The 24,562-nt window shown below is 56.1% G+C and carries 21 protein-coding genes, 1 tRNA gene and 2 pseudogenes; 20 read left to right on the top strand and 4 right to left on the bottom strand.

All coding sequences use genetic code 11. The features are described from left to right. The first annotated feature begins 11 nt into the window (after positions 1-11). Genes tssH through AC6I8V_RS12845 form a run of 6 tightly spaced genes read left to right on the top strand, consistent with a single transcriptional unit; the run spans position 12 to position 11,366 of the window. A complete protein-coding gene (gene tssH / locus AC6I8V_RS12870) occupies positions 12-2,618 on the top strand; it encodes a type VI secretion system ATPase TssH (RefSeq protein ID WP_497842635.1) in 2,607 nt (868 codons plus the stop codon). A 29-nt stretch (positions 2,619-2,647) separates the two neighbouring features. Beyond that, complete coding sequence (locus AC6I8V_RS12865) at positions 2,648-4,072, top strand: serine/threonine protein kinase (RefSeq protein WP_497842634.1); 1,425 nt, start codon at positions 2,648-2,650, stop codon at positions 4,070-4,072. Between the two features lie 19 nt (positions 4,073-4,091). Further along, a complete protein-coding gene (locus AC6I8V_RS12860) occupies positions 4,092-6,014 on the top strand; it encodes a type VI secretion system Vgr family protein (RefSeq protein WP_497842633.1) in 1,923 nt (640 codons plus the stop codon). Continuing rightward, positions 6,011-6,430 (top strand): DcrB-related protein, encoded by a 420-nt coding sequence (locus AC6I8V_RS12855; protein ID WP_497842632.1) that lies wholly within the window; start codon positions 6,011-6,013, stop codon positions 6,428-6,430. The genes AC6I8V_RS12860 and AC6I8V_RS12855 overlap by 4 nt, the downstream gene beginning before the upstream one ends. Positions 6,431-6,432: 2 nt before the next feature. Then, positions 6,433-10,938, top strand: coding sequence for an RHS repeat-associated core domain-containing protein (locus AC6I8V_RS12850; RefSeq protein WP_497842631.1), 4,506 nt, complete (start codon positions 6,433-6,435; stop codon positions 10,936-10,938). Then, on the top strand, positions 10,935-11,366 hold the full coding sequence (locus AC6I8V_RS12845) for an SMI1/KNR4 family protein (RefSeq protein ID WP_497842630.1): 432 nt from the start codon (positions 10,935-10,937) through the stop codon (positions 11,364-11,366). Before AC6I8V_RS12850 ends, AC6I8V_RS12845 begins: the two co-directional genes overlap by 4 nt. 44 nt (positions 11,367-11,410) lie before the next feature. Here the strand turns inward: AC6I8V_RS12845 and AC6I8V_RS12840 are convergent, their stop codons facing one another. After that, positions 11,411-11,617 (bottom strand): SymE family type I addiction module toxin, encoded by a 207-nt coding sequence (locus AC6I8V_RS12840; RefSeq protein WP_497842629.1) that lies wholly within the window; start codon positions 11,615-11,617, stop codon positions 11,411-11,413. A 255-nt stretch (positions 11,618-11,872) separates the two neighbouring features. On the opposite strand from AC6I8V_RS12840, the pseudogene AC6I8V_RS12835 reads away from it, so the two are divergent. From AC6I8V_RS12835 to AC6I8V_RS12825, 3 genes and pseudogenes are all read left to right on the top strand, one after another. Further along, positions 11,873-11,962 (top strand): annotated as a pseudogene (locus tag AC6I8V_RS12835) (RHS repeat-associated core domain-containing protein); the annotation flags it as partial. Next, positions 11,950-12,339 (top strand): hypothetical protein, encoded by a 390-nt coding sequence (locus AC6I8V_RS12830; RefSeq protein ID WP_497842628.1) that lies wholly within the window; start codon positions 11,950-11,952, stop codon positions 12,337-12,339. The pseudogene AC6I8V_RS12835 and the gene AC6I8V_RS12830, both read left to right, overlap by 13 nt. Then, the gene (locus AC6I8V_RS12825; protein WP_497842627.1) at positions 12,336-12,722 is read left to right on the top strand and encodes a hypothetical protein; all 387 of its coding nucleotides are present in this window, start codon (positions 12,336-12,338) and stop codon (positions 12,720-12,722) included. Before AC6I8V_RS12830 ends, AC6I8V_RS12825 begins: the two co-directional genes overlap by 4 nt. 44 nt (positions 12,723-12,766) lie before the next feature. Here AC6I8V_RS12825 and AC6I8V_RS12820 read toward each other — a convergent pair whose 3' ends face one another. Then, complete coding sequence (locus tag AC6I8V_RS12820) at positions 12,767-12,850, bottom strand: SymE family type I addiction module toxin (protein ID WP_497845836.1); 84 nt, start codon at positions 12,848-12,850, stop codon at positions 12,767-12,769. 18 nt (positions 12,851-12,868) lie between these two features. Between AC6I8V_RS12820 and AC6I8V_RS12815 the strand changes: the two are divergent. From AC6I8V_RS12815 to AC6I8V_RS12795, 5 genes and pseudogenes are all read left to right on the top strand, one after another. Beyond that, a pseudogene (locus AC6I8V_RS12815) lies at positions 12,869-13,268 on the top strand (RHS repeat-associated core domain-containing protein); the annotation flags it as partial. Then, a complete protein-coding gene (locus tag AC6I8V_RS12810; RefSeq protein WP_497842626.1) occupies positions 13,263-13,622 on the top strand; it encodes a hypothetical protein in 360 nt (119 codons plus the stop codon). The pseudogene AC6I8V_RS12815 and the gene AC6I8V_RS12810, both read left to right, overlap by 6 nt. A gap of 11 nt (positions 13,623-13,633) precedes the next feature. Further along, positions 13,634-14,017, top strand: coding sequence for a hypothetical protein (locus AC6I8V_RS12805; RefSeq protein ID WP_497842625.1), 384 nt, complete (start codon positions 13,634-13,636; stop codon positions 14,015-14,017). A 426-nt stretch (positions 14,018-14,443) separates the two neighbouring features. Next, entirely contained in the window at positions 14,444-14,581 is a 138-nt protein-coding gene (locus tag AC6I8V_RS12800) for a hypothetical protein (RefSeq protein ID WP_497842624.1), read from the top strand. 174 nt (positions 14,582-14,755) lie between these two features. Further along, the gene (locus AC6I8V_RS12795; protein ID WP_497842623.1) at positions 14,756-14,902 is read left to right on the top strand and encodes a hypothetical protein; all 147 of its coding nucleotides are present in this window, start codon (positions 14,756-14,758) and stop codon (positions 14,900-14,902) included. A 318-nt stretch (positions 14,903-15,220) separates the two neighbouring features. On the opposite strand, the gene AC6I8V_RS12790 is transcribed toward AC6I8V_RS12795, so the two are convergent. Together AC6I8V_RS12790 and AC6I8V_RS12785 are read right to left on the bottom strand one after the other, a co-directional pair. After that, entirely contained in the window at positions 15,221-16,510 is a 1,290-nt protein-coding gene (locus AC6I8V_RS12790; RefSeq protein WP_497842622.1) for a carbohydrate porin, read from the bottom strand. 205 nt (positions 16,511-16,715) lie between these two features. After that, positions 16,716-16,791: transfer RNA gene (locus AC6I8V_RS12785), tRNA-Asn, on the bottom strand. Between the two features lie 507 nt (positions 16,792-17,298). Between AC6I8V_RS12785 and AC6I8V_RS12780 the strand changes: the two genes are divergently transcribed. The 6 genes from AC6I8V_RS12780 to cbl all read left to right on the top strand — a co-directional run bounded on the left by AC6I8V_RS12780 (position 17,299) and on the right by cbl (position 24,554). Continuing rightward, positions 17,299-18,222, top strand: a complete 924-nt coding sequence (locus tag AC6I8V_RS12780) for a sugar ABC transporter substrate-binding protein (RefSeq protein ID WP_497842621.1) — start codon at positions 17,299-17,301, stop codon at positions 18,220-18,222. A 33-nt stretch (positions 18,223-18,255) separates the two neighbouring features. Beyond that, a complete protein-coding gene (locus AC6I8V_RS12775; RefSeq protein ID WP_497842620.1) occupies positions 18,256-19,740 on the top strand; it encodes a sugar ABC transporter ATP-binding protein in 1,485 nt (494 codons plus the stop codon). A gap of 23 nt (positions 19,741-19,763) precedes the next feature. Then, a complete protein-coding gene (locus AC6I8V_RS12770; RefSeq protein WP_497845834.1) occupies positions 19,764-20,786 on the top strand; it encodes an ABC transporter permease in 1,023 nt (340 codons plus the stop codon). A gap of 495 nt (positions 20,787-21,281) precedes the next feature. Further along, positions 21,282-22,199 carry a nitrogen assimilation transcriptional regulator NAC gene (nac, locus tag AC6I8V_RS12765; RefSeq protein ID WP_497842619.1) on the top strand — a complete coding sequence of 306 codons (918 nt, stop codon included), beginning with the start codon at positions 21,282-21,284 and terminating at the stop codon, positions 22,197-22,199. Between the two features lie 149 nt (positions 22,200-22,348). After that, complete coding sequence (locus tag AC6I8V_RS12760) at positions 22,349-22,561, top strand: hypothetical protein (RefSeq protein WP_497842618.1); 213 nt, start codon at positions 22,349-22,351, stop codon at positions 22,559-22,561. Between the two features lie 1,033 nt (positions 22,562-23,594). After that, positions 23,595-24,554: an HTH-type transcriptional regulator Cbl gene (gene cbl / locus AC6I8V_RS12755; RefSeq protein WP_497842617.1), complete on the top strand. Its 960-nt coding sequence runs from the start codon at positions 23,595-23,597 to the stop codon at positions 24,552-24,554. Positions 24,555-24,562 lie beyond the last annotated feature (8 nt).

Below are 24,562 nucleotides of genomic sequence, written 5' to 3'. Positions count from 1 at the left end.
AGAGACCCGATATGTCAGAAATCAGCCGAGCCGTGTTATTCGGTAAACTGGACACGCTGTTATTTTCCTCGCTGGAAAGCGCCACCGCCTTTTGCAAACTGCGCGGCAATCCCTATGTCGAGCTGGTGCACTGGCTGCACCAGCTGATGCAGCAGCAGGATGGTGATCTTCAGCAGGTCATCAGTCATTTTTCACTGGATGAAAACGCGCTGACGCGGGATATCGTCGCGGCGCTTGACCGTCTGCCACGCGGCGCAAGTGCGGTTTCCGATCTCGCCGAACACATCGATAGCGCAGTGGAACGCGCCTGGGTTTACGCCTCGCTAAAGTATGGCGCCAGCCGCATCCGCGGCGGCCATCTGCTGATCGGCATACTGAAAACCTTCAATCTCGCCAGCGTGCTGAAAGGCATTTCGCCGCAGCTGGCGCGCATCAATGCTGACGTGCTGCTGGAGCAGTTCGACACGCTTCTCGCCAACAGCAAAGAAGCGCAGCAGGCGGTGGTGCAACCCGGCGCGCAGGCCGTTCCGGCGGCGGCGGGCAGCAGCGCGCTGGCGCAGTACGCGCAGGATCTGACGGCGCGGGCGCGTGCAGGACGCATCGATCCCGTCACCGGTCGCGACGACGAGATCCGCCAGATGGTGGATATCCTGATGCGCCGCCGCCAGAACAACCCGCTGCTGACCGGTGAAGCGGGCGTAGGCAAAACGGCGGTGGTGGAAGGGCTGGCGTTGCGTATTGCCGCGGGAGAGGTGCCTGCGCCACTGCGCGATGTGCAGCTGTGGCTGCTGGATATCGGCATCCTGCAAGCCGGTGCTGGTATGAAGGGCGAATTTGAGGCGCGTTTACAGGCGTTGATCAATGAAGTCCAGGCCAGCCCGACGCCGATGGTGCTGTTTATTGATGAGATCCACACGCTGGTGGGCGCGGGCGGCCAGCAGGGAACCGGTGATGCCGCCAACCTGCTGAAACCGGCGCTGGCGCGTGGCCAGCTGCGCACCATCGGGGCCACCACCTGGGCGGAATACAAAAAATATATCGAGAAAGATCCGGCGCTGACGCGTCGTTTCCAGACGGTGCAGGTGCAGGAGCCGGATGAAGCCAAAGCGATCCTGATGCTGCGCAGCACCGTCAGCGCGCTGGAAAAACATCATCAGGTGCTGCTGCTGGATGAAGCGGTGAGCGCTGCGGTGAAGCTGTCGCACCGTTATATCCCGGCACGCCAGCTGCCGGACAAGGCGGTGGCGCTGCTCGATACCGCCTGTGCCAGGGTGGCAGTCAGTCAGGGCGCGCAACCGGCGGCACTGGAAGATTGTCTGCACCGGCTGGCCGCGCTGGAGATTGAAGCGGCGATCGCGCAACGCGAGGCCAGCGTCGGGCTGGATACGACACAGCGCCAGCAGGACATTGAGACACTGCGCGCTGAGCTGGTCAGCCGCCGGGATGCGCTCTCCGCACGCTGGCAGCAGGAGCGGCAGCTGGTTGATCAGCTGATCGCCCTGCGTGCGCGTTGCCTCAGCGAAGGGGAGAGCGCGTTGCGCAGCGAACTGGATGCCATCCAACAGCAGCTGCGCGCCTTACAGGGTGAGCAACCTTTGCTGTTCGCCGCCGTGGATGCCAGCGTGGTGGCGGCGGTGGTGGCTGACTGGACCGGCATTCCGCTGGGCCGCATGGTGAAAAATGAGATCGATGCGGTGCTGAACCTCGCCGATACCCTCAACCAGCGGGTGATTGGTCAGCGTCATGGGCTGGATCTGATTGCCAGACGCGTGCAGACCTCACGCGCGCGTCTGGATAACCCGGACAAACCGGTTGGCGTATTTATGCTGTGCGGTCCGTCTGGCGTCGGGAAAACCGAAACCGCGCTGGCGCTGGCGGAGTCGCTCTACGGCGGCGAGCAGAACATCATCACCATCAATATGAGCGAATTCCAGGAAGCGCACACCGTCTCCACCCTGAAAGGCGCGCCGCCGGGCTACGTCGGTTACGGTGAAGGCGGGGTGCTGACCGAAGCGGTGCGTCGCCGTCCCTACAGCGTGGTGTTGCTGGATGAAATCGAAAAAGCGCACCCGGACGTCCATGAGTTGTTCTTCCAGGTGTTTGATAAAGGCTGGATGGAGGATGGCGAAGGGCGCCATATCGACTTCCGCAATACCCTCATCATCCTGACGTCAAATGTCGGTACTGAGCTGATCGGCGCGCTGTGCGCCGATCCCGAGCTGATGCCTGAGCCGGAGACCCTCAGCACGGCGCTGCGCCAACCGCTGCTGGAGGTGTTCCCCCCGGCGCTGCTCGGCCGTCTGCTGGTGGTGCCTTACTACCCGCTGAGCGATGCGATGCTGGCGGAGATCGTCCGTTTGCAGCTGGCGCGCATCGTCCGTCGTCTGGCGGAGAATCACGCTATCGAGGCGGAGATAGATGCCTCGGTCATCAGCCAGATCGTGCAGCGCTGCACCGAAGTCGAATCCGGTGGCCGGATGGTCGATGCCATTCTCACCAATACCCTGTTGCCGCAAATGAGCCAGATGCTGCTCAGCGCCCATGCCCGCGATGAACGCTATCGCCGGGTGCAGGTGCGCTGTGAGCAGGGTGAGTTTGTCTGCCAGTTTGCTGTTTAAAGCCGTTCGTTATCAGAGAGTTTTCGTCTATGTCGGAACACGATAATCACCTCAATGTCCCAAATGCCTTGCCGCTGGGTTACCGCTTCAATGAGTTTGAAATTAAGGAAGTCATCGGCGGCGGCGGCTTTGGCATTGTTTATCGCGCCTGGGATCATCAGCTGGAACGCGACATCGCCATTAAAGAGTTTATGCCTGCCTCACTGGCGGTGCGCAGCGAAGCGTTGAATCTGGTGCTGCGCAGCGAACGCTTCAGCAAAACCTTCCATGCCGGACTGAACAGCTTTATTCAGGAGGCGCGGTTGCTGGCGCGCTTCAACCATCCCAACCTGCTGCACGTACTGCGCTTCTGGGTACAAAACGACACCGCCTATATGGGCACGGTGTTCTACAGCGGCACCACGCTTTCCAGCCTGCGCCAGCGTCATCCGCAGCAGATCGATGAAGCCTGGATTCGCCGCCTGCTGCCGCCGCTGTTCGGGGCGATTAAAACCATTCACGACGCCGGTTATCTGCACCGGGATATCTCGCTGGATAACATCCAGATCCAGAGCAGTGGCGAGCCGGTGCTGCTGGATTTCGGTTCCGCACGCATGACCATCGGCAACCTGTCTGACGAAAGCGAAACCATGCTGCGTCCGGGCTACGCGCCGATTGAGCAATACAGCGACAACGATGAAAGCGAGCAGGGTGCCTGGACGGATATCTACGCACTGGGCGCGGTGCTGCATACGCTGATCGCCGGTGCGCCACCGCCGGTTAGCGTGGTGCGGAGTATCGAAGATAACTACCTGCCGCTGACGCAGCGCCGCCCGGCGGGTTACTCCGTCGCACTGCTGAGCGCGGTGGATCGGGCGCTGGCGCTGAAGCCGGAAGATCGCCCGCAAAGCATCGATGCCTTCGCTGAACTGATGGCGCTGCCGGAACAGACTGCGGAACCGCCGATCGCCGGTCCGGGCACCATGCTGGTGCCGGTTGAAGAGGTGGCGGAGGATGCGCCGCCATCGCCGGTGAAAGCGTTGCTGCGTCACCGTTTCGCGCTGCCGGGACTGGTGGCGGCGGGCGTGCTGCTGGGGCTGTGCGTTGGCCTGCTGGTGGCCGGTGGCGATCAGGATGCCAATCCGCCACCTGAATCGCTGCCGCTGGCCGCTGACACGACGGCTCCGGCAGCGGCAGAAAAACCGCTGGCTGCGCAGCAACCGCAAACGTCAGCGCCAGCGGAACCGGCTCCGCCGCCCGCGCCGGTCGCGCAGGTGTATATCCGGCTGCAACCGGGTGAGCAGGTGCAGGTCAATGGCAAACAGCAGGCGCTGGTCCCGGCGGCTAACGGTTTTGCCGCCCTGCAACTGGCACCCGGCAACTACACCTTCTCCATCCGGGGTCAGAACGGCGCACGCCAGCAAACGCTGACCATCGGCGCAGAAGGTGTCTGGCTGCTTGACCCACACAGTTAATTTATTCAGGGATTTCCTTATGTTCTCACGCATCACCGTCCAGCTCCCCATGGCGGGCCTGCTGTTCTGGAAACTCAACGGACGTGAAGCCCTCTCGGAGTCATTTACGCTGGAGGCCGATCTGCTCTCCACCGACGCGCGTATCGATCGCCATGCGCTGCTGGGCAAAGCGATCACCTTTACGCTGCCGACCGAGAGCCTGACCAGCCCGCGCTATATCAACGGTAAAATCACCCGTGTGGCAGTGCGCAGCGAGGAGCTGAACGGTACGCGCTACGCGGTGTACGCCCTGCGGGTCGAACCCGATCTGTGGCCGATGAAGCGCGACCGCAACCTGCGCATCTTCCAGAGCCAGACGGTTCCGCAAATCGTGCAGACGCTGCTGAAGGAGTACAACGTCAACGTGGAAACGCGGCTCAGCAGCAGCTACCGGGTGTGGGATTACTGCGTGCAGTATCAGGAAAGCAGCTATGACTTTATCAGCCGCCTGATGGAGCTGGAGGGGATTTACTACTGGTTCCGCCACGAAGCAGACCGGCACACCCTGGTGCTGTGCGACGCGGCGGACCAGCACCAGCCGTTCAGCGGCTACGAAACCATTCCGTACCACGTTGCCCCGGCAGGTGGCAGCGTGACGGAGGAGGGCATCAGCCAGTGGTCGCTGGCGGAGAGCGTGACGCCGGGGATGTACAGCACCGACGACTACGATTTCCGCAAGCCGAATGCCTGGATGTTGCAGGCGCGGCAGAACCCGGTGGCACCAACTCCCGGCACGGTGGACGTCTACGACTGGCCGGGGCATTTTGTGGACCACAGCCACGGCGAGTTTTATACCCGCATCCGCCAGGAGGAGTGGGAGGTGGAGCACCACAGCGTGAGCGGCAGCGGCACGGCGACCGGGATCGCGCCGGGCTACACGTTTACGCTGCTCAATGCGCCGCACTTCAGCGACAACGGCAAATATCTGACCACCAGCGCGCAATACGATTTCGAAGAGAACAGCTACGCCAGCGGCGATATCACCACCACCCACAACATCACCTTTAGCGTGTTGCCAGCAACCATCACTTTCCGCGCGCCGCCCGTCACCCCCTGGCCGAAGACGCATGGCCCGCAAACGGCGAAGGTGGTGGGGCCGCAGGGAGAGTCGATCTGGACCGATCGCTATGGCCGGGTGAAGGTGAAGTTCCACTGGGATCGGCTGGCAAAAGGCGACGACACCAGCTCGTGCTGGGTACGCGTCTCCAGCGCCTGGGCCGGTCAGGGATTTGGCGGCGTGCAGATCCCGCGCGTCGGTGACGAAGTGGTGGTGGACTTTATCAACGGCGACCCGGATCGCCCGCTGATTATTGGCCGTGTTTATAACGAGGCGAGTATGCCGCCGTGGGCGCTGCCCGCCGCCGCGACCCAGATGGGGTTTCTCAGCCGTACCAAAGATGGCACCACCGATACCGCCAACGCGCTGCGCTTCGAGGATAAGGCCGGTGAGGAGCAGCTGTGGATCCAGGCGCAGAAGAATATGGATACCAACGTCAAAAATGACGAAACCCACAGCGTCGGCGGTTCCCGCACCGTGAGCGTAACCCAGGATTACACCGGTTCCGTCGCGGGGGCACACGCCCAGGCGACCCAGCTGTCGCACTCTGAGGTGATTGGCGGGGGATTTGTCCAGCAGGTGCAGGGGGCGATCGTACAGGCGTCGGATAGCGGCATTCTGCTGGTGGCGGGTAAATCGGTGCTGGAGCTGGGTGCTAACGGCCAGGTCACGTTGCAGTGCGTGAATTTTAATATTGAGGCGTCCGGTGCCGGAGAAATCAACACCGGCGGCACGCTGGATCTCAATCTCAAACAGCCCGGCGCGTCGCAACCGGTGGAGCCAACCCCGGCGCAAATTCAGGCGGCGGTAAAAAAAGCCTTCAATCAAGGGAATGATAAATCATGAAAACCGTACCTTTTACCCTTTCTGAAGGCGTGCTCCACCTGCCCGCCGCGTATCAGGACCACAGCATTAACGTCTTAAAATTCCCGGAAACAGGCGCGACGCTGGTCATTACCCGCGCATGGGACATCAAGCCCGGCGAAGAGGAAAACTACCTCAACCAGCAACTGGCGAAAATCAAACGCAGCATGAAAAAGGTGGTGATAGGCGATGTGGAGGAGAGCCACATTGCCGGTTCGCCCGGGCGTGAAGTGGCGCTGCGCTTCGAAAATCAGCATGTGCTGGTACATGAAAAACTCGCTGTCACCCGGATGGACGATCATCTGCTGGCGTTTACCCTCAGCCGCCTGGCACCCTTTGACGCTGATGCCGAGGCATTCTGGACATCAGTGAAAGCAGGTCTGCAACCGGAGGCCTGAGGATGACGGACTATCTTGCAGCACGGATTACCGATCCGCTGGTTCACAGCTCGGCGCTGGCGGATTTTGTCGGCGGGCTGGTGGAAGGGGCGATTGTCGCCGGCGTGATGATCGCCGCGGGTACCGGCGTTGGGGCGCTGATCGGCGGCGCGGTGATTGCCGGGCTGATTTTCAGCGGCAAACTGGAAGAAACCGGCGATACGGCGGCGAAATTTGTCGACAGCCTGATCGACCCCGGACCGCCCGATGCCCTTATTCTCACCGGCTCCGCTAACGTCCATATCATGGGCAAAAACGCGGCGCGTGCAGCCGGGAGTGTCGATCGCGACTATCTCAACACCCCGGTTGCGGCAGATGCCGGTATCGACTGGGCGGCCGTTGGAATGCTGGCGCTGACCGGCGTGGCGGCCGCGATGCGCACGGCGCTGAACCCCGGCGCCGCGCTGGCGGCGGTGGCGGAGCACGCCAGCCATCTCACCACGGACGACGTCAAAGACTGGGGCAAAAGCGTCTGGACCAGCCTGACGCAGCCGGTGGTGGCCAGCGCCAGTCCGTATGCCTCGCCGCTGCCGCAGGACACCGTGGCCTGCACCAAAGGCCATATGGTCACCAGCAGCAACTTTATTGCGCAGGGGTCGAAAAAGGTCCTGATCAATAACCAGCCTGCCGCGCGTAACGGCGACAAAAGCACCTGCGAAGCGGAAATCAAACTTAGCGAGAACCCGCGAGTGCGCATCGGCGGCGATACGATCACCGTGCGTGACATTCACAGCGGCAAAAACATGCTGGCATATATGGCGGGCAACCTGATTGGCGGCGCGCTGGTGGGGATTTTGCCGCAGCTGTGGCGCTTCGGTTACAGCCGCCTGCTGCTGCGCCAGCTGGCTAAAGACATCGTCTGCCCGATTGGCGGCACCATCGTCACCGATGCCGCCGCGCAGGCATTAATCAAAAGCAGCCAGACTGCTTTCCCGGTGAATATCGCCACCGGAGCGAAAATCCTCGCACAGGAAGAGGACCTCGATTTTGTGCTGCCGGACAGAATGCCGCTCCACTGGCAGCGCATCTACCATAGCCGCAATCTGGCGACCGGGATGCTGGGAACCGGCTGGATGCTGCCGTTCGAAACGCGGCTGTATCGTCTGGCGGGTAATCAGCTGATGTTCCGCGATATGACCGGCCGCGAGCTGGGCATGGGGGAAGTGAGCGCCGGGGATGTGATCGACTTTCAGGAGGATGGCATGACGCTGTTCTCCAGCCCGAACGGGGCGATGGTAATCCGCACCGGCGAAGGGGAGCACCAGCTGTATGAGCCGGACCCAACCCGGCCGGGTGAGTGGCGTATGCACCGGATGTATGACCGCCATGAAAATGTCCGGCATTTCAGCTGGAACGCGCAGGGGCAGCTGGTGCGCATCTCCGGCGATAACGATGCGCTGGATGTGGAGCTGACGTATCAGGCGGGGCGGCTGAGCGCGGTGTACCAGGTGTACGCCGGAGCGCGGCATCTGCTGGTCTCCTATGCCTTTAATGAGCACGGTCAGCTGACGGCGGTGACGGATGCAGACGGCATCGTCACGCGTCGCTACGGCTGGGACCGGGCGAGCGACATGCTGGCGTGGCACGGCTTTGCCACCGGGCTGACGGTGCACTATCAGTGGCGACCGGCGGCGAACCCGCGTCACTGGCGCGTTACGGCTTACCAGGTGCATGACGGGCAGGACGCGCTGCTGGAAAGCTGGCGCATTGATGCCGATGAACAACAACGTTGCGCCAGCGTCAGCAGCGACGAGGGCGTAGCCAGCGAACACCACTGGGACGCGATGTCGCGCATCACGGCGTACACCGACGTGCACGGCGGCGACTGGCAGTTCAGCTGGGTGGGGGATAGCGAACAGCTGCTGGCGCTGGTGCAGCCGGACGGCGCGCGGCATGAATACGCATGGGATGCGCGCGGCAATCTGACGATGGCGCGTGACCCGCTGGGCAGAACCACGCTGACGACCTGGCATCCGCTGTATGCCCTGCCGCTGAAGGAGGTGCTGCCGGACGGCGCGCTCTGGCAGTACGAATACAACCTGGCAGGCGATGTGGTGGCGCTGACCGATCCGCAGGGCGGCGTCACCCGTTTTGCATGGAACGGGCAGGGCGACCTGATCTGCCGCACCGACGCGCTGGACAACACCCACCGCTTCTGGTGGGACGAGCGCGGGCAGCTTATCCGTGAAGAGGATTGCTCGGGCTATCCGTCGCGCCGCCAGTATGACGCAGGCGGCAGGCTTACCCACACCACCGATGCGCTGGGCAACACCGATGGCTACGTCTGGAGTGCGGCGGGACGCCTGAAAACCTACGTGCGCGCCGACGGGCGCGAAACCCTGTTCAACTATAACCACGCCGGGCTGCTGTGTGGCCATAACGTCGACGGGATGCTGGAGCAGAAGGTCACGCTCAACGCGCGTGGTCAGGTCACTGAGGTCATCGATCCGGCCGGGCAGGTGACGCGTTTTGGCTTTAACCGCGCCGGGCGGCTGGTGACGCTGACCAACGGCAACGGCCAGCAGTGGCGTTTTGACTACAGCCCGGCCGGGCTGCTGACGCAGCAGCAGGATTACGCCGGGCGCAGCACGGAATATCACTACAACGCCGCGCAGCAGGTGGCGACGCTGGTCCGTCACCCGGACAGCGACAGCAGGCTGGCACCACAGGTGATGCATTATGAATACGATGCCATTGGCCGGATGGTGGCGCGGGAATCGGACCGGCACCGCACCGAGTATCGCTACGACGCGCTGAGCACGGCGATCCATCGTTATCCTTACGACCAATGGCGGCAGGCGATGATCGACATGCGCGAGCCGGAGCCAGCGGAGGTGGTGGTGTTCCGGCGCAATCAGCTGGGGATGCTGGTTAGCGAAGAGAACCACGCCGGGGAATATCGTCATCAGTACGACGCGCTCAGCAACCTGAGCGCCACTACTTACCCGGACGGGCGCGAGGTTCAGTACCTGCGCTACGGCACCGGACACCTGCTGGAGATGCAGCTCTCCCTTGGCGGAAAAACGCTGCCGCTGGCGGGCTATGAGCGCGATAAGCTGCACCGCGAAACCCAGCGCACCCTGGGGGAGCTGACGCTGGCGACGCAGTACGATATGGCCGGTCGCATCACGCAGCGTCGCTGCACGGATAATCTGCGTCAGCGGCTGGTGTCGGAGCGCCGCTACCAGTGGGATCGTGCCGACCAGATCATCCGGCAGATGATCACCGATGGCGCACCGTCCGGCCCGGCGGAGAAGTATCGTCAGTCGCTATGGGGCTACGATGCGGCGGGCAGAATGACGCGCAGCATTGAACCGGGCGGCGAAGAACGTTTCTGGTATGACGCGGCGGATAACCGCACCACGGAGGATTTGCATCCGGTGTGGGACAATCTGCTGAAGCGCCTGAATGGCGTGCGCTGGGAATATGATGGCTTTGGCCGTATGACTGAACGGCACGACAGCCATCGCGGCATCGTCCAGCGTTTCAGTTACGATGATGAACACCGCATCAGCCAGGTGCTGATGGAGGGCGACCCGGAGTTCACCAAAGCGGAATACCGCTACGACGCGCTGGGCCGCCGCACGGAAAAGTGGCTCTGGCGGCGTCACCGCCTTCATCCCGAACGGACGCAGTACGCGTGGTCGGGTATGCAGATGGTAGGTGAGCGCAGCGACAGCAGACCGGATGCGGCGGTGCAGTATGTCTATGCGGAAAACAGTTATGCGCCGCTGGCACGCATTGACAGCCATCAGCAGCACGCGGAGGTGTACTGGTATCATACGGAGATCAACGGGCTGCCGGATCGGGTGACGGACAGCCGGGGTGACACAGCCTGGCAGGGCGCGTTCAAAGCCTGGGGTGAGAGCCGAAGGGAGCACGCGGCGGCAGACTGGGATGTGCCGCAGAACCTGAGATTCCAGGGGCAGTACCTTGACCGTGAAACCGGTCTGCACTATAACACTTTTCGGTACTATGACCCGTGCAGCGGGCGTTATACGCAGCTGGACCCGATAGGGCTGGCGGGGGGGATTAACCTGTATGCGTATGCGCCGAATCCACTGATGTGGATAGACCCACTGGGTTTGAGCAAGTGCTCAACAGATAGAGAATTCTGGAAAGATAATCCTATTGATTTTAAAGGTAATAAGGTTTATCAACGCGATGACTTGTTTGATCCAAATCTCATGACAACTTGGCGTGACAAAGGAAAAGTATTCAAAGGGACAAATATTGAAAGGATGGCAACTGGTCGTGCTCCTGTTGGATATGATGGTAAAGCAGTGAACTTGCATCATATGCTTCAGTCTCAGGATGGGCCAATTGCAGAAATGAGTCAGACATTCCATAAAGTTAATCATGGAATTATTCATATTAATCCAAATACGATTCCTTCAGGAATAAATAGAACCGTATTTAATGCCTGGCGTGAAGATTACTGGGCTTTCAGAGCGAGCGAATATCAATGAACAGGAATGAACTCATTAAATTGATTGATGATCATGAGGATGTTTGTAACTTCGGAACATCAGAAGATGCTCCTTCCGCGGAGTGGATCCAGAAAACCGAGAAAGCTTTAGGTGTTCAGTTGCCAGATGATTATAAGTGGTTTTTAAATATCTATGGCGGTGGTGAAATTAGTGGTGAAGAGATCTATAGTATTTATTGCGTGCCTTTTGATGAGGCCGTTGGTGGCGATATCACCTATCAAAATGTTATCTCCTCAAATAATGTGTCATTAGGGAAGGTCGTTTTATCTAATACAGATTTTGGTGAGGAGTTTTTTTTTAAAACAGATGGTGGTAATCAAGTCTACCTTGAGTTGGGTAATAAAAATGAACTGTATGCACAAAATTTTATTGAATATATAGAGAAAAGAATAAAAGCTTACCTTTGATGAAAAGCCGGAAGCGATCTTAACGATCCTTCCGGCTTTTTATTTTAGCTGCCTGCCGTCAGGATCAGACAACCCGCCTCAATCCTGACGGTAACCGGCTGGCCGGTCTCAAACCCGACCTCCCGCAGCCACTTGCCCGCGATGCTCACCTGCGGGGTGCTGCGGTCACCGCCGTTTGGGCGGTAGCCCACAATGCAGCGCCGTTCCGTTTTGGAAATCTTCCCTTCTGGCTTACCATCGTGTCCAGCCATGATAACTACCTCGCTTAGTTGTTGTGGCAAGCTGCACGCCGTGCACGGGTTGCCGGACTGAGCCTGGCTGGTAGTATGAGGGGGTGCAGACAGGGAAGGTCACGGCGTGGCGGTAGCGTGCGCGGGGCCAAAGTGCGCGTCGGGGGTCTGCGTGTTAACAGCCTGCTGAAAACGGGAAAAGCTGTCCGTGAAAAAGCAATGACATCAGCAGGTTAACCCAGCTAAAAAGTATGATGGCACCGGAATCGTCCCTATGACCCGATAGGGCTGGCGGGGGGCTGAATCTTTACGCTTATGCGCCGAATGCGTTAACGTGGATAGATCCGCTGGGGTTGAGTAATTGTAATGCCACCAGACCAACTAAACGCTTGCCACCTCATGTTGAAGGTGAATATTTATATCGTGGAATACATCGCGGACATCCAGATGAAGTTAATGCTCTTAAAGGCCGTGTATCTCCCGGTAATATCAAATCAAATATTTCTGAAGATGAGCACAATTTGGGTGAATTATCTGCGAACAGCCCATTTACGTCATGGACTAGAGATCCTGATATTGCCAGGAAATTTGCTAAGGAAGATGGTGTAATCTTGAGAGTTAAGACAGGTGCTCCTCCAGAAGGTGCTGGTTGGTCATGGGCATGGTCACCAGATAAATACTACGAGCAAGAAGTCCTGCTTAGAGGGCCTCGAAGCGGAGATATAGAGGTATTTTTGCCATGATAGAGCATAGCCGTGAACAATTAATTTTAGATTCTTTAGCACCAAAGGTTTTGCGACAATACATTGATTTTAAAGGTGTCGGTAATTTACTTTTAACAAAAAAAGATAGAAATAGATCGATTGAGGAAATAGATATTCACATCGAAAATGTCAGAAAGAATGGAAGCGATATTATAGGCTTTTCGTCGCTTAAAAAAAGTCTTAATAAAAGTATGGATAAGGACATCTATATTTTAAGTGGTTCCGATAGTAAGTATGGGTTCGATTTATATCTTGATGAATCAAAATCTAAGGTTTTAGGTGTTTCAATAGTAAAGCTTAGAATAAAAAGTGAAGATGAATTAAAATGGGAAAAGGAAAAATTAGGTATTAAACATCCCTGATGTTAAGCCGGAACCGATCTTAATGATCTTTCCGGCTTTTTATTTTAGCAGTCAGCCGTCAGGATCAGACAACCTGCCTTCACCCGGACGGTGACCGGCTGGCCAGTCTCAAATCCCACCTCGCGCAGCCACTTCCCGCGGTTCTCGCGGCGGCACAGTACGTCTACGCGAAAAACAATTAAGCGCCGCTGGCACGCATTGACAGCCATCAGCAGCACGCGGAGGTGTACTGGTATCATACGGAGATCAACGGGCTGCCGGATCGGGTGACGGACAGCCGGGGTGACACAGCCTGGCAGGACGCGTTCAAAGCCTGGGGTGAGAGCCGAAGGGAGCACGCGGCGGCAGACTGGGATGTGCCGCAGAACCTGAGATTCCAGGGGCAGTACCTTGACCGTGAAACCGGTCTGCACTATACACTTTTCGGTACTATGACCCGTGCAGCGGGCGGTATACGCAGCTGGACCCGATAGGGCTGGCGGGGCGCTGAATCCTTACTCTTATGCGCCGAATGCGTTAACGTGGATAGATCCGCTGGGGTTGAGCTGTACTGAAACTAAAAAGTTATATAGAGGTGTCAGCGCTAAACATCCCGAAATAGAAAATGCCAGAAAATGTATTGTGAAACCAGCAAATCCACACGCTGATTTGACTCTTGAGCAGCATGTGGAAGGTGGATTAACAGGAGAAAGTCAATTTGTATCGTGGACTGCAGATAAAGAAATGGCCCTGGGTCATGCTAATAAAGATGGACCAGGGGGAGTACGATTAAGCGTTCCTGTTGGCGCTCTTCCTCAGGGAGCATCGTGGTCATGGGGATGGACGCATGTTAATGACTGGGGAGAAGTCGAAATGTTGCAATTAGGCACGCGCACAGGTGCTACTGTTAATGGCTTATGAGGTATGAAGTCATGGAATATATAAAATACCTGAGATCTATTATTACTGAGGGCAATGGAGAGTGGACGATAAAATTAAATGAAATCATTAAGTCTAATAGTTTGCAAATCGGTACTCCTTACGATGAAAGAGTAAAGTTACTATTGATTAAGTTTAAAAAAAGAAGAGTAAATTACTCTAGTTCAGGAAGTGATGTTTTTGGGTTAAGTGAGTTAATAAAAAGATTGTCACTCTATTCTGAGGATGAAATGGTCAAAGTATTTCCTTTGAAAAATGATTCATTTTCTGGTGATTGCATTATCTACAATAGTAAAATTATTGGTTGTGCATTTATCAGGCGAGGGCGTTCTTCTTCTAAAGAAGGCTTATGGGTCGATGGGAATAAAATAGAGTAACGGATATAACATGTCACGTAATAGTACTCTAACCTTGCGCGTGAGCATTTAACAGAAAGTCAATTTTTTGAACACCCATGGCGGTTAGGTGGCGTAAAAGTTTTGGATAGATGGCCATTGGGGTTATAATGTGTTTAATGAAAAAACGGCAAAAAAGTTGTAATGTGAATTCATAAGGATAAAAAATATCCTTCAGGAAAAATAACTGGGTAAGGGGCGTCATAATTACTCTTGAAAAACCAGTGTTGTCACTAAGTGAAAAGTTTCAGGAACCAACTATTCTTTTCAAAGATGCTTGTGAGACATAGGCGCCGAATGCGCTGGAGGGGATAGATCCACTTGGATTATATAAATGTGAAGGTCAGAGTGGGTTAGGGGAATATAATCATATTTCATGAGAATACATTAGAATCTGGTGAATATACGATGACGGATGAAGAGAATTTTAGCCGTGAAAACGAGTCCGCTTATAACCGACTTCACACTAATCCTGAATTTAAGCGTGAGTTACAAACAAAACTTCCTGGTGTGGTTGAACATGTTCAGCCCATGAAGAAATGGTAACTTTAGAGGTTCATCGCCTAAAGATATGACCTGACATCACGGTGATGTCCCAGGTTCCTTACAACTGGCCGACTTCAATGACCATAAAAGCTACCATAAAATTTATCATCCTGATGGTACTGGTGGGTGTAATAAATGGGGTAGCGGAACTAAATGCCGAAAATGAGGTGTTAAATGATTGTTATTTCTGGTTTTGATGCATTACTGGAAAAGCGCAATGAATTACCTGATGCTGGTTGGCTATATGTTGAAGAATCTTTTGATTTGGAATCAAGAAATGATATAGAAAATGGGAAATATTACCAGCATGAAATCCGATAATGTTTCTGAAACAATAAATCTTATGTCCTTCATCATCGACTACAAACCTATCCAGCTTTAAAAAATAAAGCCAGCAACGAGCTTAACCCGATACTTATTCCCCTCAACTCTGACCGCCCAATAACCAGCGCACCGCCATCTCTCCCCCTGTATCCATTCTTCTTCCGCTTACAATCCCGAAAAAACAACCGTCTTCACGGAGACGGAAAAGCTGATGCGTGCTATCAACTCTCAACGCTGAAACGCGTCCCGATTATTACGAATGGATGTTGTGACCAGGAATACGCCCCCCACGTCTGGCGTGGAGAGCGTTGTTTATCAAAACTTCACTTTTACCTGCACACCAGCAACCCAGGCATCTTTAATATCTTTATTAGAGAATGCCCCTGGTTCTTTGATGTACTGCACGCTTGGACGCACCGAAAGCCACGGCGTGGCTTGCAGGGTATAAGTCATTTCAACCAGCTGCTCGCCAATATCCAGGCTGTTTACCATTTCGGCTTCCGCCAGCTCACCTTTCGCTTGCAGGCTGTTAACCGCGTTATCACGGCTGTGCTGATTGTACACCGCACGGCCATAGCCAATGGCGATGGCATCATTCGGACGTGCTTCGAACGGTCCATTCAGCACCAGGCCAGCAGAATACCAGTGACGGAACGGGGAAGTTGCTTCGTCGGTGGTGGTCGCCTGACCAAACAGGTGCAGGTTCTGGCTGCGCAGCGTCGCGGATTGCCATACGGTCTGATCGGCCAATAGGTAAGCGCCCCAGCGCTTATCAGCGCGCTGATCGGGCAGATCAATCCGCGCGACGTTGGAGCTGTCGTAGTAGTAACCCAGCTTGTACTGTCCCGGCAGCGCGCTGTGGAAGTTGTAGATCAGCTCAACCGGCACGATATAACCGGTGGTGCCAGGCGCGAAAGGTTTGAACGCGCGCGACGATTCGCTGTTTTGCTCCGGGTTAACATTAAACACCGCCGTTTGCAGCGCCCAGCTGTCATTGAAGTTGTATTTCAACTCACCGCCCAGGTGTGCCGTCGGGTAGTTACCCCAGCCGCTACCACCTGACAAAGACAACGGGTGCGCGCAGAATCCGGCGTTCATAAAGTTGCCCAGAATCGACATGCCGCCAAAATCATTGCCCATCGCCATCAGGCCAAGTTTGTACTGCAACTGCGGGGTGAAGAGGGTATTGGCGTAGCTGAATTCGCTCAGACGGGTATATTCGCCGCCATACACTTCCTGGATCGGCAAGCGGTTGCCGACCAGATCGGCAGAGGTGCTGCGTCCACGACGGTCGTTAATCAGGAGTTGGACGGTACCGGCATGTTCCGCGTCGAACAGTCGATTCAAATCAAAGGTCGCACCCAGACGGATTTGCTGCGCATAACGCGTGCCATAAGACTGACCACCGTTCAGGACACCGGCTGTTTCAGAAACGTAGTCGCCCGTTAAGTTGACGCCATGCTGCACCAGTTCGCTACGCGCGCCGTCCCAGTCGCCGGTCATTGTATCCTGATGGAAGAAATCTGTTGCCTGTGCGGCAGGCATCACCAGTGCACACAGCAGAGCTGCGGACAACGTACTGATTTTAAAGCTGATTGTGTTCATTATGTACAATAGGAAAAGTTAATATGCCCGCTTATTGTACCGTTTGGTTCGTGGCAAAGCGTCCGGAATTTGACGTTTCATTACAAACATTGGGTTGCGAGGTTTTTCGGACTGTAACTTTATGTTTATCAGGGATGTAGAAGGGAATGAGAGGCTTGTAAAAGCAAAAAAGCAGATGCCCGAAGACATCTGCTTTCTCTAAATCTGGCTCCTCTGACTGGACTCGAACCAGTGACATACGGATTAACAGTCCGCCGTTCTACCGACTGAACTACAGAGGAATCGTTGGAACGAGGCGCATATTAGCGATGCCGATCCCCGTTGTCAAAGCCCTCCTGCACACTTCTGGTTTAAGTGCGCGGAAAAGCAGCGGATTGCTGGTTTTCTGCCTTGAATGATCAGATTTCAAACTGCCAACAAGATCTCACTTTAAACGCAATTCTCTGCAGATGTTAGAGGCGTGTCAAAGTTTTGTTATTTGCCGATTTTAAAACAAGCGTTTCAGTGCTTTTATGATGAAAATTTCAAAAGACGTACAGATGAAATAAATGAACTGCTTATCATCACGGGCGAAATAAGTTTTGAAACCCGAAACGTCATTTTGAAAATAAATCGTTGATAAGTAACAAGTTGCACAAAGGAGTCTTTGTTAGCCGATAACGTTAAACCAGAAGCCTTACCTCTACAACCAGATAAAAAACGCCAGCGACGTTGAGTGAATGTAAAAGAATTTTTTCATTCGTGGTATCAGCAAATCTGCGCATGTTAACGATAAAAAAGGGTTACCTATGAACATTAAAAAAGCGTTAGTGACTTCCCTGTTAGCCTGCATGTTACCTGCCGCTGTTATGGCAAAAGATCTTCAGGTTGGTGTCTCGATGGCGCTGTTCGATGATAACTTCCTGACCATTCTGCGTACCTCAATGCAGAAAGAGATGCAGAAAGACAACATCAAAGGCCAGGTCGAAGACGCGAAAGGCGACGTTGCACAGCAGCTGCAACAGGTACAGAACTTTATCGGCCAGGGCGTTGACGCCATCATCGTCAACCCGGTGGACACCAATGCGGTGAAACCGGTCATTGACGCCGCCACCAAAGCGGGCATCCCGCTGATCTTCGTTAACCGCAAACCTTCCGGCGAGCTGACCGACAAAATGGCGTTCGTCGGCTCCGATTCAGAACTGGCAGGCCGTCTGCAAATGGAAGCGCTGGCGAAAGCCATGGGTGAAAAAGGCAACGTCGCGATTCTGCTGGGTGACCTGGCAAACGAATCCACCCGTGAGCGCACCAAAGGCGTTGAAGCTGTGGTCGCCAAATACCCGAACATTAAAGTTGTGCAGAAGCAAACCGCGAAATTCACCCGTAACGATGCGGTGGATGTGGTTAGCAACTGGCTGACAGCTGGCGATGATATCCAGGCTATCGCCTCCAACAACGACGAAATGGCTATCGGTGCCTTGCAGGCACTGGGCAAAAACCCGAACCACGTACTGGTCGCCGGGGTGGATGGGACGCCAGACGCGTTACAGATGATTAAGAACGGCAAAATGGTTGCCAGCGTGTTCCAGGACGCAAAAGGACAGGGTGAAGGTGCGGTACAGACAGCAATCAAACTGGTGAACGGCGAGAAGGTGCAGAAGATCGTTGATATCCCGTTCCAGCTGATTACTAAAGACAACTACACCAAATTCACCAGTATGAACCAAAAATAATCCGATCCCGACAAAGCCGTACGGAGGTGATGTATGAACGCTTTTGCGCTTGAAGCCGAAGGCATCAGCAAGTTCTTCCCTGGAGTGAAGGCACTCGATAATGTCTCACTGCGAGTAAAACCGGGGTCGGTACATGCCCTGATGGGTGAAAATGGCGCAGGCAAATCCACTTTAATGAAATGCCTTATCGGGATGTATCGTCCCGATAAGGGCACCATTCGCATTAAAGGGGAGCCAGTGCAGTTTCAGGACACCATGGACGCCCTGCGTTCCGGGATTTCCATGATTCACCAGGAACTGAATCTGGTGCCTTACATGACCGTCGCCGAGAACATCTGGCTCGGTCGCGAACCGATGAAATACGGCTTTGTCGATCACGGCAAGCTTAACCAGCAGACGCAACAACTGCTGAACAAACTGAATATCCGTCTGAAAGCGGATCGTATGGTGGGCGAGCTGAGCATCGCCGCCCAGCAGATGGTGGAAATCGCCAAAGCGGTGTCGTGGAACTCAGACATCGTGATTATGGACGAACCGACCTCCGCGCTGACGGAGACGGAAGTTTCGCACCTGTTCACCATCATTCGTGATCTGCGTGAGCAGGGCAAAGCCATCATCTATATCAGCCACAAAATGGATGAGATTTTCTCGATTACCGATGAAATCAGCATCTTCCGCGATGGCACCTGGGTGGGCAGCAACAGCACCACCGAGTTTACCCGCCAGTCGCTGATTACCCAGATGGTGGGACGTGAGCTGACCCAGCTGTTCCCGAAATTCAACAACGCCATTGGCGACGAGGTGTTGACGGTCCGCAATCTGACCTGCAAAGACCGCTTCCAGGATATCAGCTTCACGCTGCGCAAAGGCGAAATCCTAGGCGTTGCCGGGCTGGTCGGTGCCGGGCGCAGTGAAGTGATGGAAACCCTGTTCGGGATGGAGAGTTTCGACAGCGGTGAAGTGCTGATCGACGGCGTGCCGGTGAAAATCGATTCGCCCTCCACGGCGATTGAGAAGGGCATGGCGTTCCTGACCGAAGACCGTAAAAAGTCGGGTCTGTTTTTGGTGCTGTCGGTGCTGGAGAACATGAGCATCGTCAACATGCCGGATTACATCGGCAAAAGCGGCTTTGTCAGCCATATCAAAATGGCGCAGGACTGCATGGAGCAGATCCGCAAGCTGAACATCAAAACCCCGACCATGGACCAAATCATCAACAACCTCAGCGGGGGTAACCAGCAGAAGGTGTTGATTGCCCGCTGGCTGCTGGCCCAGCCGAAGATTTTGATTCTTGACGAACCGACGCGCGGTATTGACGTGGGTGCGAAAGCCGAAATCTATCGTCTGATCAGCGAACTGGCAAACCGCGGCGTCGCCATCATCATGGTGTCGTCGGAACTGCCGGAAATTCTCGGCATGAGTGACCGCGTGATGGTGATGCACGCAGGACGTATAACCGGCATCCTCAATAAAGAAGAAGCCGACCAGGAAACCATTTTGTCGTTGGCATCCGAGTGAGGCGCGAGGCACCTATGAGCAACATTAAAGTAACGGCCCCCCAGGCAACTGAACAGACGTCATTCTTTAGCAATCTTCGCCATAAAATGCCGAAAGATACCGGCATTTTCGTGGTGATGTTGGGCATCGCCCTGATCTTTGAAATTGCGGGTTGGTATGTGCGTGACCAATCCTTCCTGATGAACACCAACCGCCTGGTGCTGATTGTGTTGCAGGTGGCGATTATCGGCATCATCGCGGTGGGCGTGACTCAGGTCATTATCACCACCGGTATCGACCTCTCCTCGGGTTCTGTCATCGCCCTGACGGCGGTGGTCGCGGCCAGTCTGGCGCAAACCTCCGACAGCCTGACGCCGATGTATCCGTCGCTGGTTAACCTGCCTGCCGCGGTGCCGATTGTCGCCGGGGTAGGGGTAGGGCTGGTGTGTGGTCTGGTCAACGGCGTGTTGATCACCAAAACCGGTATCCCACCGTTTATCGCCACCCTCGGTATGATGGTGTCGGCACGCGGTCTGGCGCAGTACTACACCCAGGGTAACCCGATCAGCTTCCTGTCAGATGGCTTCACCTCCATCGGCCAGGGCGCTATGCCGGTGATTATCTTCCTGGTGGTGGCCTTCCTGTTCCACATTGCGCTGAAACACACCCGCTACGGCAAATATGTCTACGCGATTGGCGGCAACATGACCTCCGCCAAAGTGTCCGGCATCAACGTCAATAAATACCTGATCATTGTCTATACCATCGCCGGTGCGCTTTCTGGCCTTGCCGGTGTGGTGCTGGCGGCCCGCGTCAGCAGCGGCCAGTCAAGTATGGGCCTTGCCTATGAACTCGATGCTATCGCCGCAGCGGTTATCGGTGGCAGCAGCCTGATGGGTGGTGTGGGGCGTATTACCGGCACCTTAATCGGTGCGGTGATCCTCGGTCTGATTAAGAGTGGCTTCACCTTCGTGGGTGTGGACGCTTACGTGCAGGACATTATCAAAGGCATCATCATTGTGGCCGCGGTATCCATCGATATGCATCGCAACCGCAAAAAACGCTGATACGCGTCCTCCATCGTGTTCCAGCGCTGAGCCCGCTCACTCCGGCCACCTAGTGATCTATGCTGCCGGGGATGAGCGGACTTACCGCCTGGCTACACCCCCCTGACTGGGACGTGAGATAAGTTTTACTATTGGTTTTGTCATATATCCTTCATTTAACTTCCTGATTCTTCCCACCTTTGCGCACGCTGACACCTTTCACTGCACTAAAATGACTCTTCGGGTCATCACTTTTTTGCACACCTGCCTCGCATTTTCTGCACCATATCGGTGCATTCCGCGCAATCTTTCAACAATCTGTGCCATGCCCTGCGCTTATTAACTCTGTCTGAGTAATCAGAAACGCTTATTTTCCGCGTCGTTAGGAAAAATCTGGTAAAGCTTTTTCACGCTCTGACTAAACCTGGCCTGCATATTGCAACCAGTATTCCCACCAGCCAGCAGGCTAAGACCACCCATTATCTTTGGCATTCGGGGATCCGTGACGGAGGCAAAATGAACTTAAGACGACTGAAGTACTTTGTAAAAATCGTCGATATCGGCAGCCTGACCCAGGCAGCAGAAGTGTTGCATATTGCGCAGCCCGCGCTTAGCCAGCAGGTGGCGACGCTGGAAAATGAACTCGATCAGCAGTTGCTGATCCGCACCAAGCGCGGCGTAACGCCGACGGAGGCTGGTAAGATTCTTTATGCCCATGCCCGCACCATACTGCGTCAGTGCGAGCAGGCGCAGACGGCAGTCATCAACGCCGGACAGGCGCTGAATGGTCAGGTATCGATTGGCCTGGCACCGGGTACAGCGGCCTCGTCGCTGACCATGCCGTTGCTGCAAACCGTGCGCGAGCAGTATCCGGATGTGCTGGTGTATCTGCATGAAAACAGCGGCTCCTCACTGAACGAGAAAGTGATGAACGGCCAGCTGGATATGGCGGTGCTGTATGACCGTGCGCCAACAGCCGGTATCAACAGCATCCCGCTGATGAAGGAAGAACTCTATCTGGTGGGTGCTACGGATTGTCCGGGCGCGACGGTTGATTTGGCTGATGTTGCGCAGATGAACCTGTTCCTGCCGCGTGACTACAGCGCCGTGCGCAAACGTGTCGATGAAGCCTTCTCACTGCGCCGCCTGAGCGCACGCATTATCGGCGAGATTGAATCGATTTCCACGCTGACCGCGGCCGTATCGAGCGGTATGGGCGTCACGGTGTTGCCGGAATCTGCCGCGCGTGCGCTGGTCAGTTCCACCCATGCCTGGATGGCGCGCATTAACAGCCCTTCGCTGAATCTGCCGCTGTCGCTGAATGTCTCCGCACGTCTGCCACTGTCGCCATCGGCGCAGGCGGTGAAAAATATTCTGCTGTCGCTGCTGAATAAGCCGCTGGTGGAAGATCGCGAATTAATGCTGGTGAGCTGATTGCGGCCGGGGGCGGCTGATCAGGCCGCGCCCTCTGCATTTCCCGCCTCAGCGCCAGCCTTCCTTGCCGCATCCCTCTTTTTTGCGCGATAAATCGCGCCGCTACTTCCGGTCGGCATTAATGCCGCCCCGACGCCGTAGGGAGCGCATTGATGCGCTCCTGGCCGATGCGGCATCCAACCCCGGTCGGCATCAATGCCGACCCTACACGCAGGGAGCGCATTAATGCGCTCCAGGCCGATGCGGCATCCAACCCCGGTCGGCATCAATGCCGACCCTACGCCGTAGGGAGCGCATTAATGCGCTCCTGGCCGATGTGGCATTCAACCCCGCTCGGCATCAATGCCGACCCTACGCCGTAGGGAGCGCATTGATGCGCCCCTGGCCGATGCGGCATCCAACCCCGCTCGGCATCAACGACGCCCCTACACGTAGGGAGCGCATTAATGCGCTCCTGGCCGATGCGGCATCCAACCCCGGTCGGCATCAATGCCGCCCCTACATGCAGGGAGCGCATTAATGCGCTCCTGGCCGATGTGGCATTCAACCCCGGTCGGCATCAATGCCGACCCTACGCCGTAGGGAGCGCATCAATGCGCTCCTTGCCGATGCGGCGTCCAACCCCGCTCGGCATCAATGCCGACCCTACGCCGTAGGGAGCGCATCAATGCGCTCCTTGCCGATGTGGCGTCCAACCCCGGTCGGCATCAATGCCGACCCTACGCCGTAGGGAGCGCATCAATGCGCTCCTTGCCGATGCGGCGTCCAACCCCGCTCGGCATCAATGCCGACCCTACGCCGTAGGGAGCGCATCAATGCGCTCCTTGCCGATGTGGCGTCCAACCCCGCTCGGCATCAATGCCGACCCTACGCCGTAGGGAGCGCATTGATGCGCTCCTGGCCGATGCGGCATCCAACCCCGGTCGGCATCAATGCCGCCCCGACGCCGTAGGGAGCGCATTGATGCGCTCCTGGCCGATGCGGCATCCAACCCCGGTCGGCATCAATGCCGACCCTACACGCAGGGAGCGCATTAATGCGCTCCTGGCCGATGCGGCATTCAACCCCGGTCGGCATCAATGCCGCCCCTACGCCGTAGGGAGCGCATTGATGCGCTCCAGGCCGATGCGGCATCCAACCCCGCTCGGCATCAATGCCGACCCTACATGTAGGGAGCGCATTAATGCGCTCCTTGTCGATGCGGCATCCAACGCTGCTCGGCATCAACGCCGCCCCCACAGCGGCAAATCGCTGCCAAAACAATCCTCCTGCGCGCGTCATCGCCATCATCCCCTTATTACTATTACGCATAACACACCGTTTTTTATTATTTGTTGCACTGACAGCAACTTCATAACATGGACGAAACAGGGGCAGGAACCAGGAGAAAAGGGTGTGAATTTCCAGCAACTTAAAATTATACGTGAAGCAGCCCGTTGCGAGTTCAACCTGACAGAAGTCGCCAACACGCTTTTTACCTCGCAATCCGGGGTCAGTCGCCATATTCGCGATCTGGAAGATGAACTGGGCGTCGAAATCTTTATCCGCCGTGGCAAACGCCTGCTGGGCATGACCGAACCGGGTAAAGCGCTGCTGACAATTGCTGAACGCATCCTCGATGAGGCGGGTAAAGTGCGTCGCCTCGCGGATGTGTTTACCAATGAAACCAGCGGGGTGCTGACCATCGCCACCACCCACACCCAGGCGCGCTACAGCCTGCCGCGAGTGATTAAAGCGTTTCGTCAGCTCTATCCGAATGTGCGACTGGAACTGAATCAGGGATCGCCGCAGGAGATTGTGGCGATGTTGCTGGCGGGCGAGGCCGATATCGGCATCGCCAGTGAGCAGCTGGTCAATAACAGCAGCCTGGCCGCTTTCCCGTGGTTCAGCTGGCACCACTCGCTGCTGGTGCCGCACGATCACGAACTGTTGCAGACGGAACCGGTATCGCTCGGCCAGCTTAGCCGCTATCCGCTGATCACCTATCGTCAGGGCATCACCGGACGTTCACGCGTCGATCGTGCCTTCCAGGCGGCCGGGCTGAAGCCGGATATTGTCCTCAGCGCGCAGGATTCCGATGTGGTGAAAACCTACGTCGAACTGGGTCTCGGCGTGGGCATTCTCGCGGACCAGGCCTGTGATATCTATGACGGTGAAGACCTGGTAAAAATCGATGCGCACCATCTGTTCGATGCCAACACCGTGTGGCTCGGGCTGAAGCGCGGCCAGTTGCAACGCAACTATGTCTGGCAGTTCCTTGAACTCTGTAACGCCAATCTGTCGCTGGAAGAGATCAAACGCCAGGCGCTCTCCTACGAAACCGGCGACGAACCGGCGATCGATTTCCAGATCTAATCTCCCGT

It is taken from the genome of Pantoea sp. X-Soil-TKNS-1207 (genome assembly GCF_059730485.1).
This window is presented reverse-complemented; position numbering and strand designations above follow the sequence as displayed.

Excerpts from the sequence above, each read along its gene's own strand:
- tssH (WP_497842635.1), top strand. The coding sequence starts at position 12 with ATGTCAGAAATCAGCCGAGCCGTGTTATTCGGTAAACTGGACACGCTG.
- AC6I8V_RS12865 (WP_497842634.1), top strand. The coding sequence starts at position 2,648 with ATGTCGGAACACGATAATCACCTCAATGTCCCAAATGCCTTGCCGCTG.
- AC6I8V_RS12860 (WP_497842633.1), top strand. The coding sequence starts at position 4,092 with ATGTTCTCACGCATCACCGTCCAGCTCCCCATGGCGGGCCTGCTGTTC.
- AC6I8V_RS12855 (WP_497842632.1), top strand. The coding sequence starts at position 6,011 with ATGAAAACCGTACCTTTTACCCTTTCTGAAGGCGTGCTCCACCTGCCC.
- AC6I8V_RS12850 (WP_497842631.1), top strand. The coding sequence starts at position 6,433 with ATGACGGACTATCTTGCAGCACGGATTACCGATCCGCTGGTTCACAGC.
- AC6I8V_RS12845 (WP_497842630.1), top strand. The coding sequence starts at position 10,935 with ATGAACAGGAATGAACTCATTAAATTGATTGATGATCATGAGGATGTT.
- AC6I8V_RS12840 (WP_497842629.1), bottom strand. The coding sequence starts at position 11,617 with ATGGCTGGACACGATGGTAAGCCAGAAGGGAAGATTTCCAAAACGGAA.
- AC6I8V_RS12825 (WP_497842627.1), top strand. The coding sequence starts at position 12,336 with ATGATAGAGCATAGCCGTGAACAATTAATTTTAGATTCTTTAGCACCA.
- AC6I8V_RS12805 (WP_497842625.1), top strand. The coding sequence starts at position 13,634 with ATGGAATATATAAAATACCTGAGATCTATTATTACTGAGGGCAATGGA.
- AC6I8V_RS12800 (WP_497842624.1), top strand. The coding sequence starts at position 14,444 with ATGACGGATGAAGAGAATTTTAGCCGTGAAAACGAGTCCGCTTATAAC.
- AC6I8V_RS12795 (WP_497842623.1), top strand. The coding sequence starts at position 14,756 with ATGATTGTTATTTCTGGTTTTGATGCATTACTGGAAAAGCGCAATGAA.
- AC6I8V_RS12790 (WP_497842622.1), bottom strand. The coding sequence starts at position 16,510 with ATGAACACAATCAGCTTTAAAATCAGTACGTTGTCCGCAGCTCTGCTG.
- AC6I8V_RS12780 (WP_497842621.1), top strand. The coding sequence starts at position 17,299 with ATGAACATTAAAAAAGCGTTAGTGACTTCCCTGTTAGCCTGCATGTTA.
- AC6I8V_RS12775 (WP_497842620.1), top strand. The coding sequence starts at position 18,256 with ATGAACGCTTTTGCGCTTGAAGCCGAAGGCATCAGCAAGTTCTTCCCT.
- nac (WP_497842619.1), top strand. The coding sequence starts at position 21,282 with ATGAACTTAAGACGACTGAAGTACTTTGTAAAAATCGTCGATATCGGC.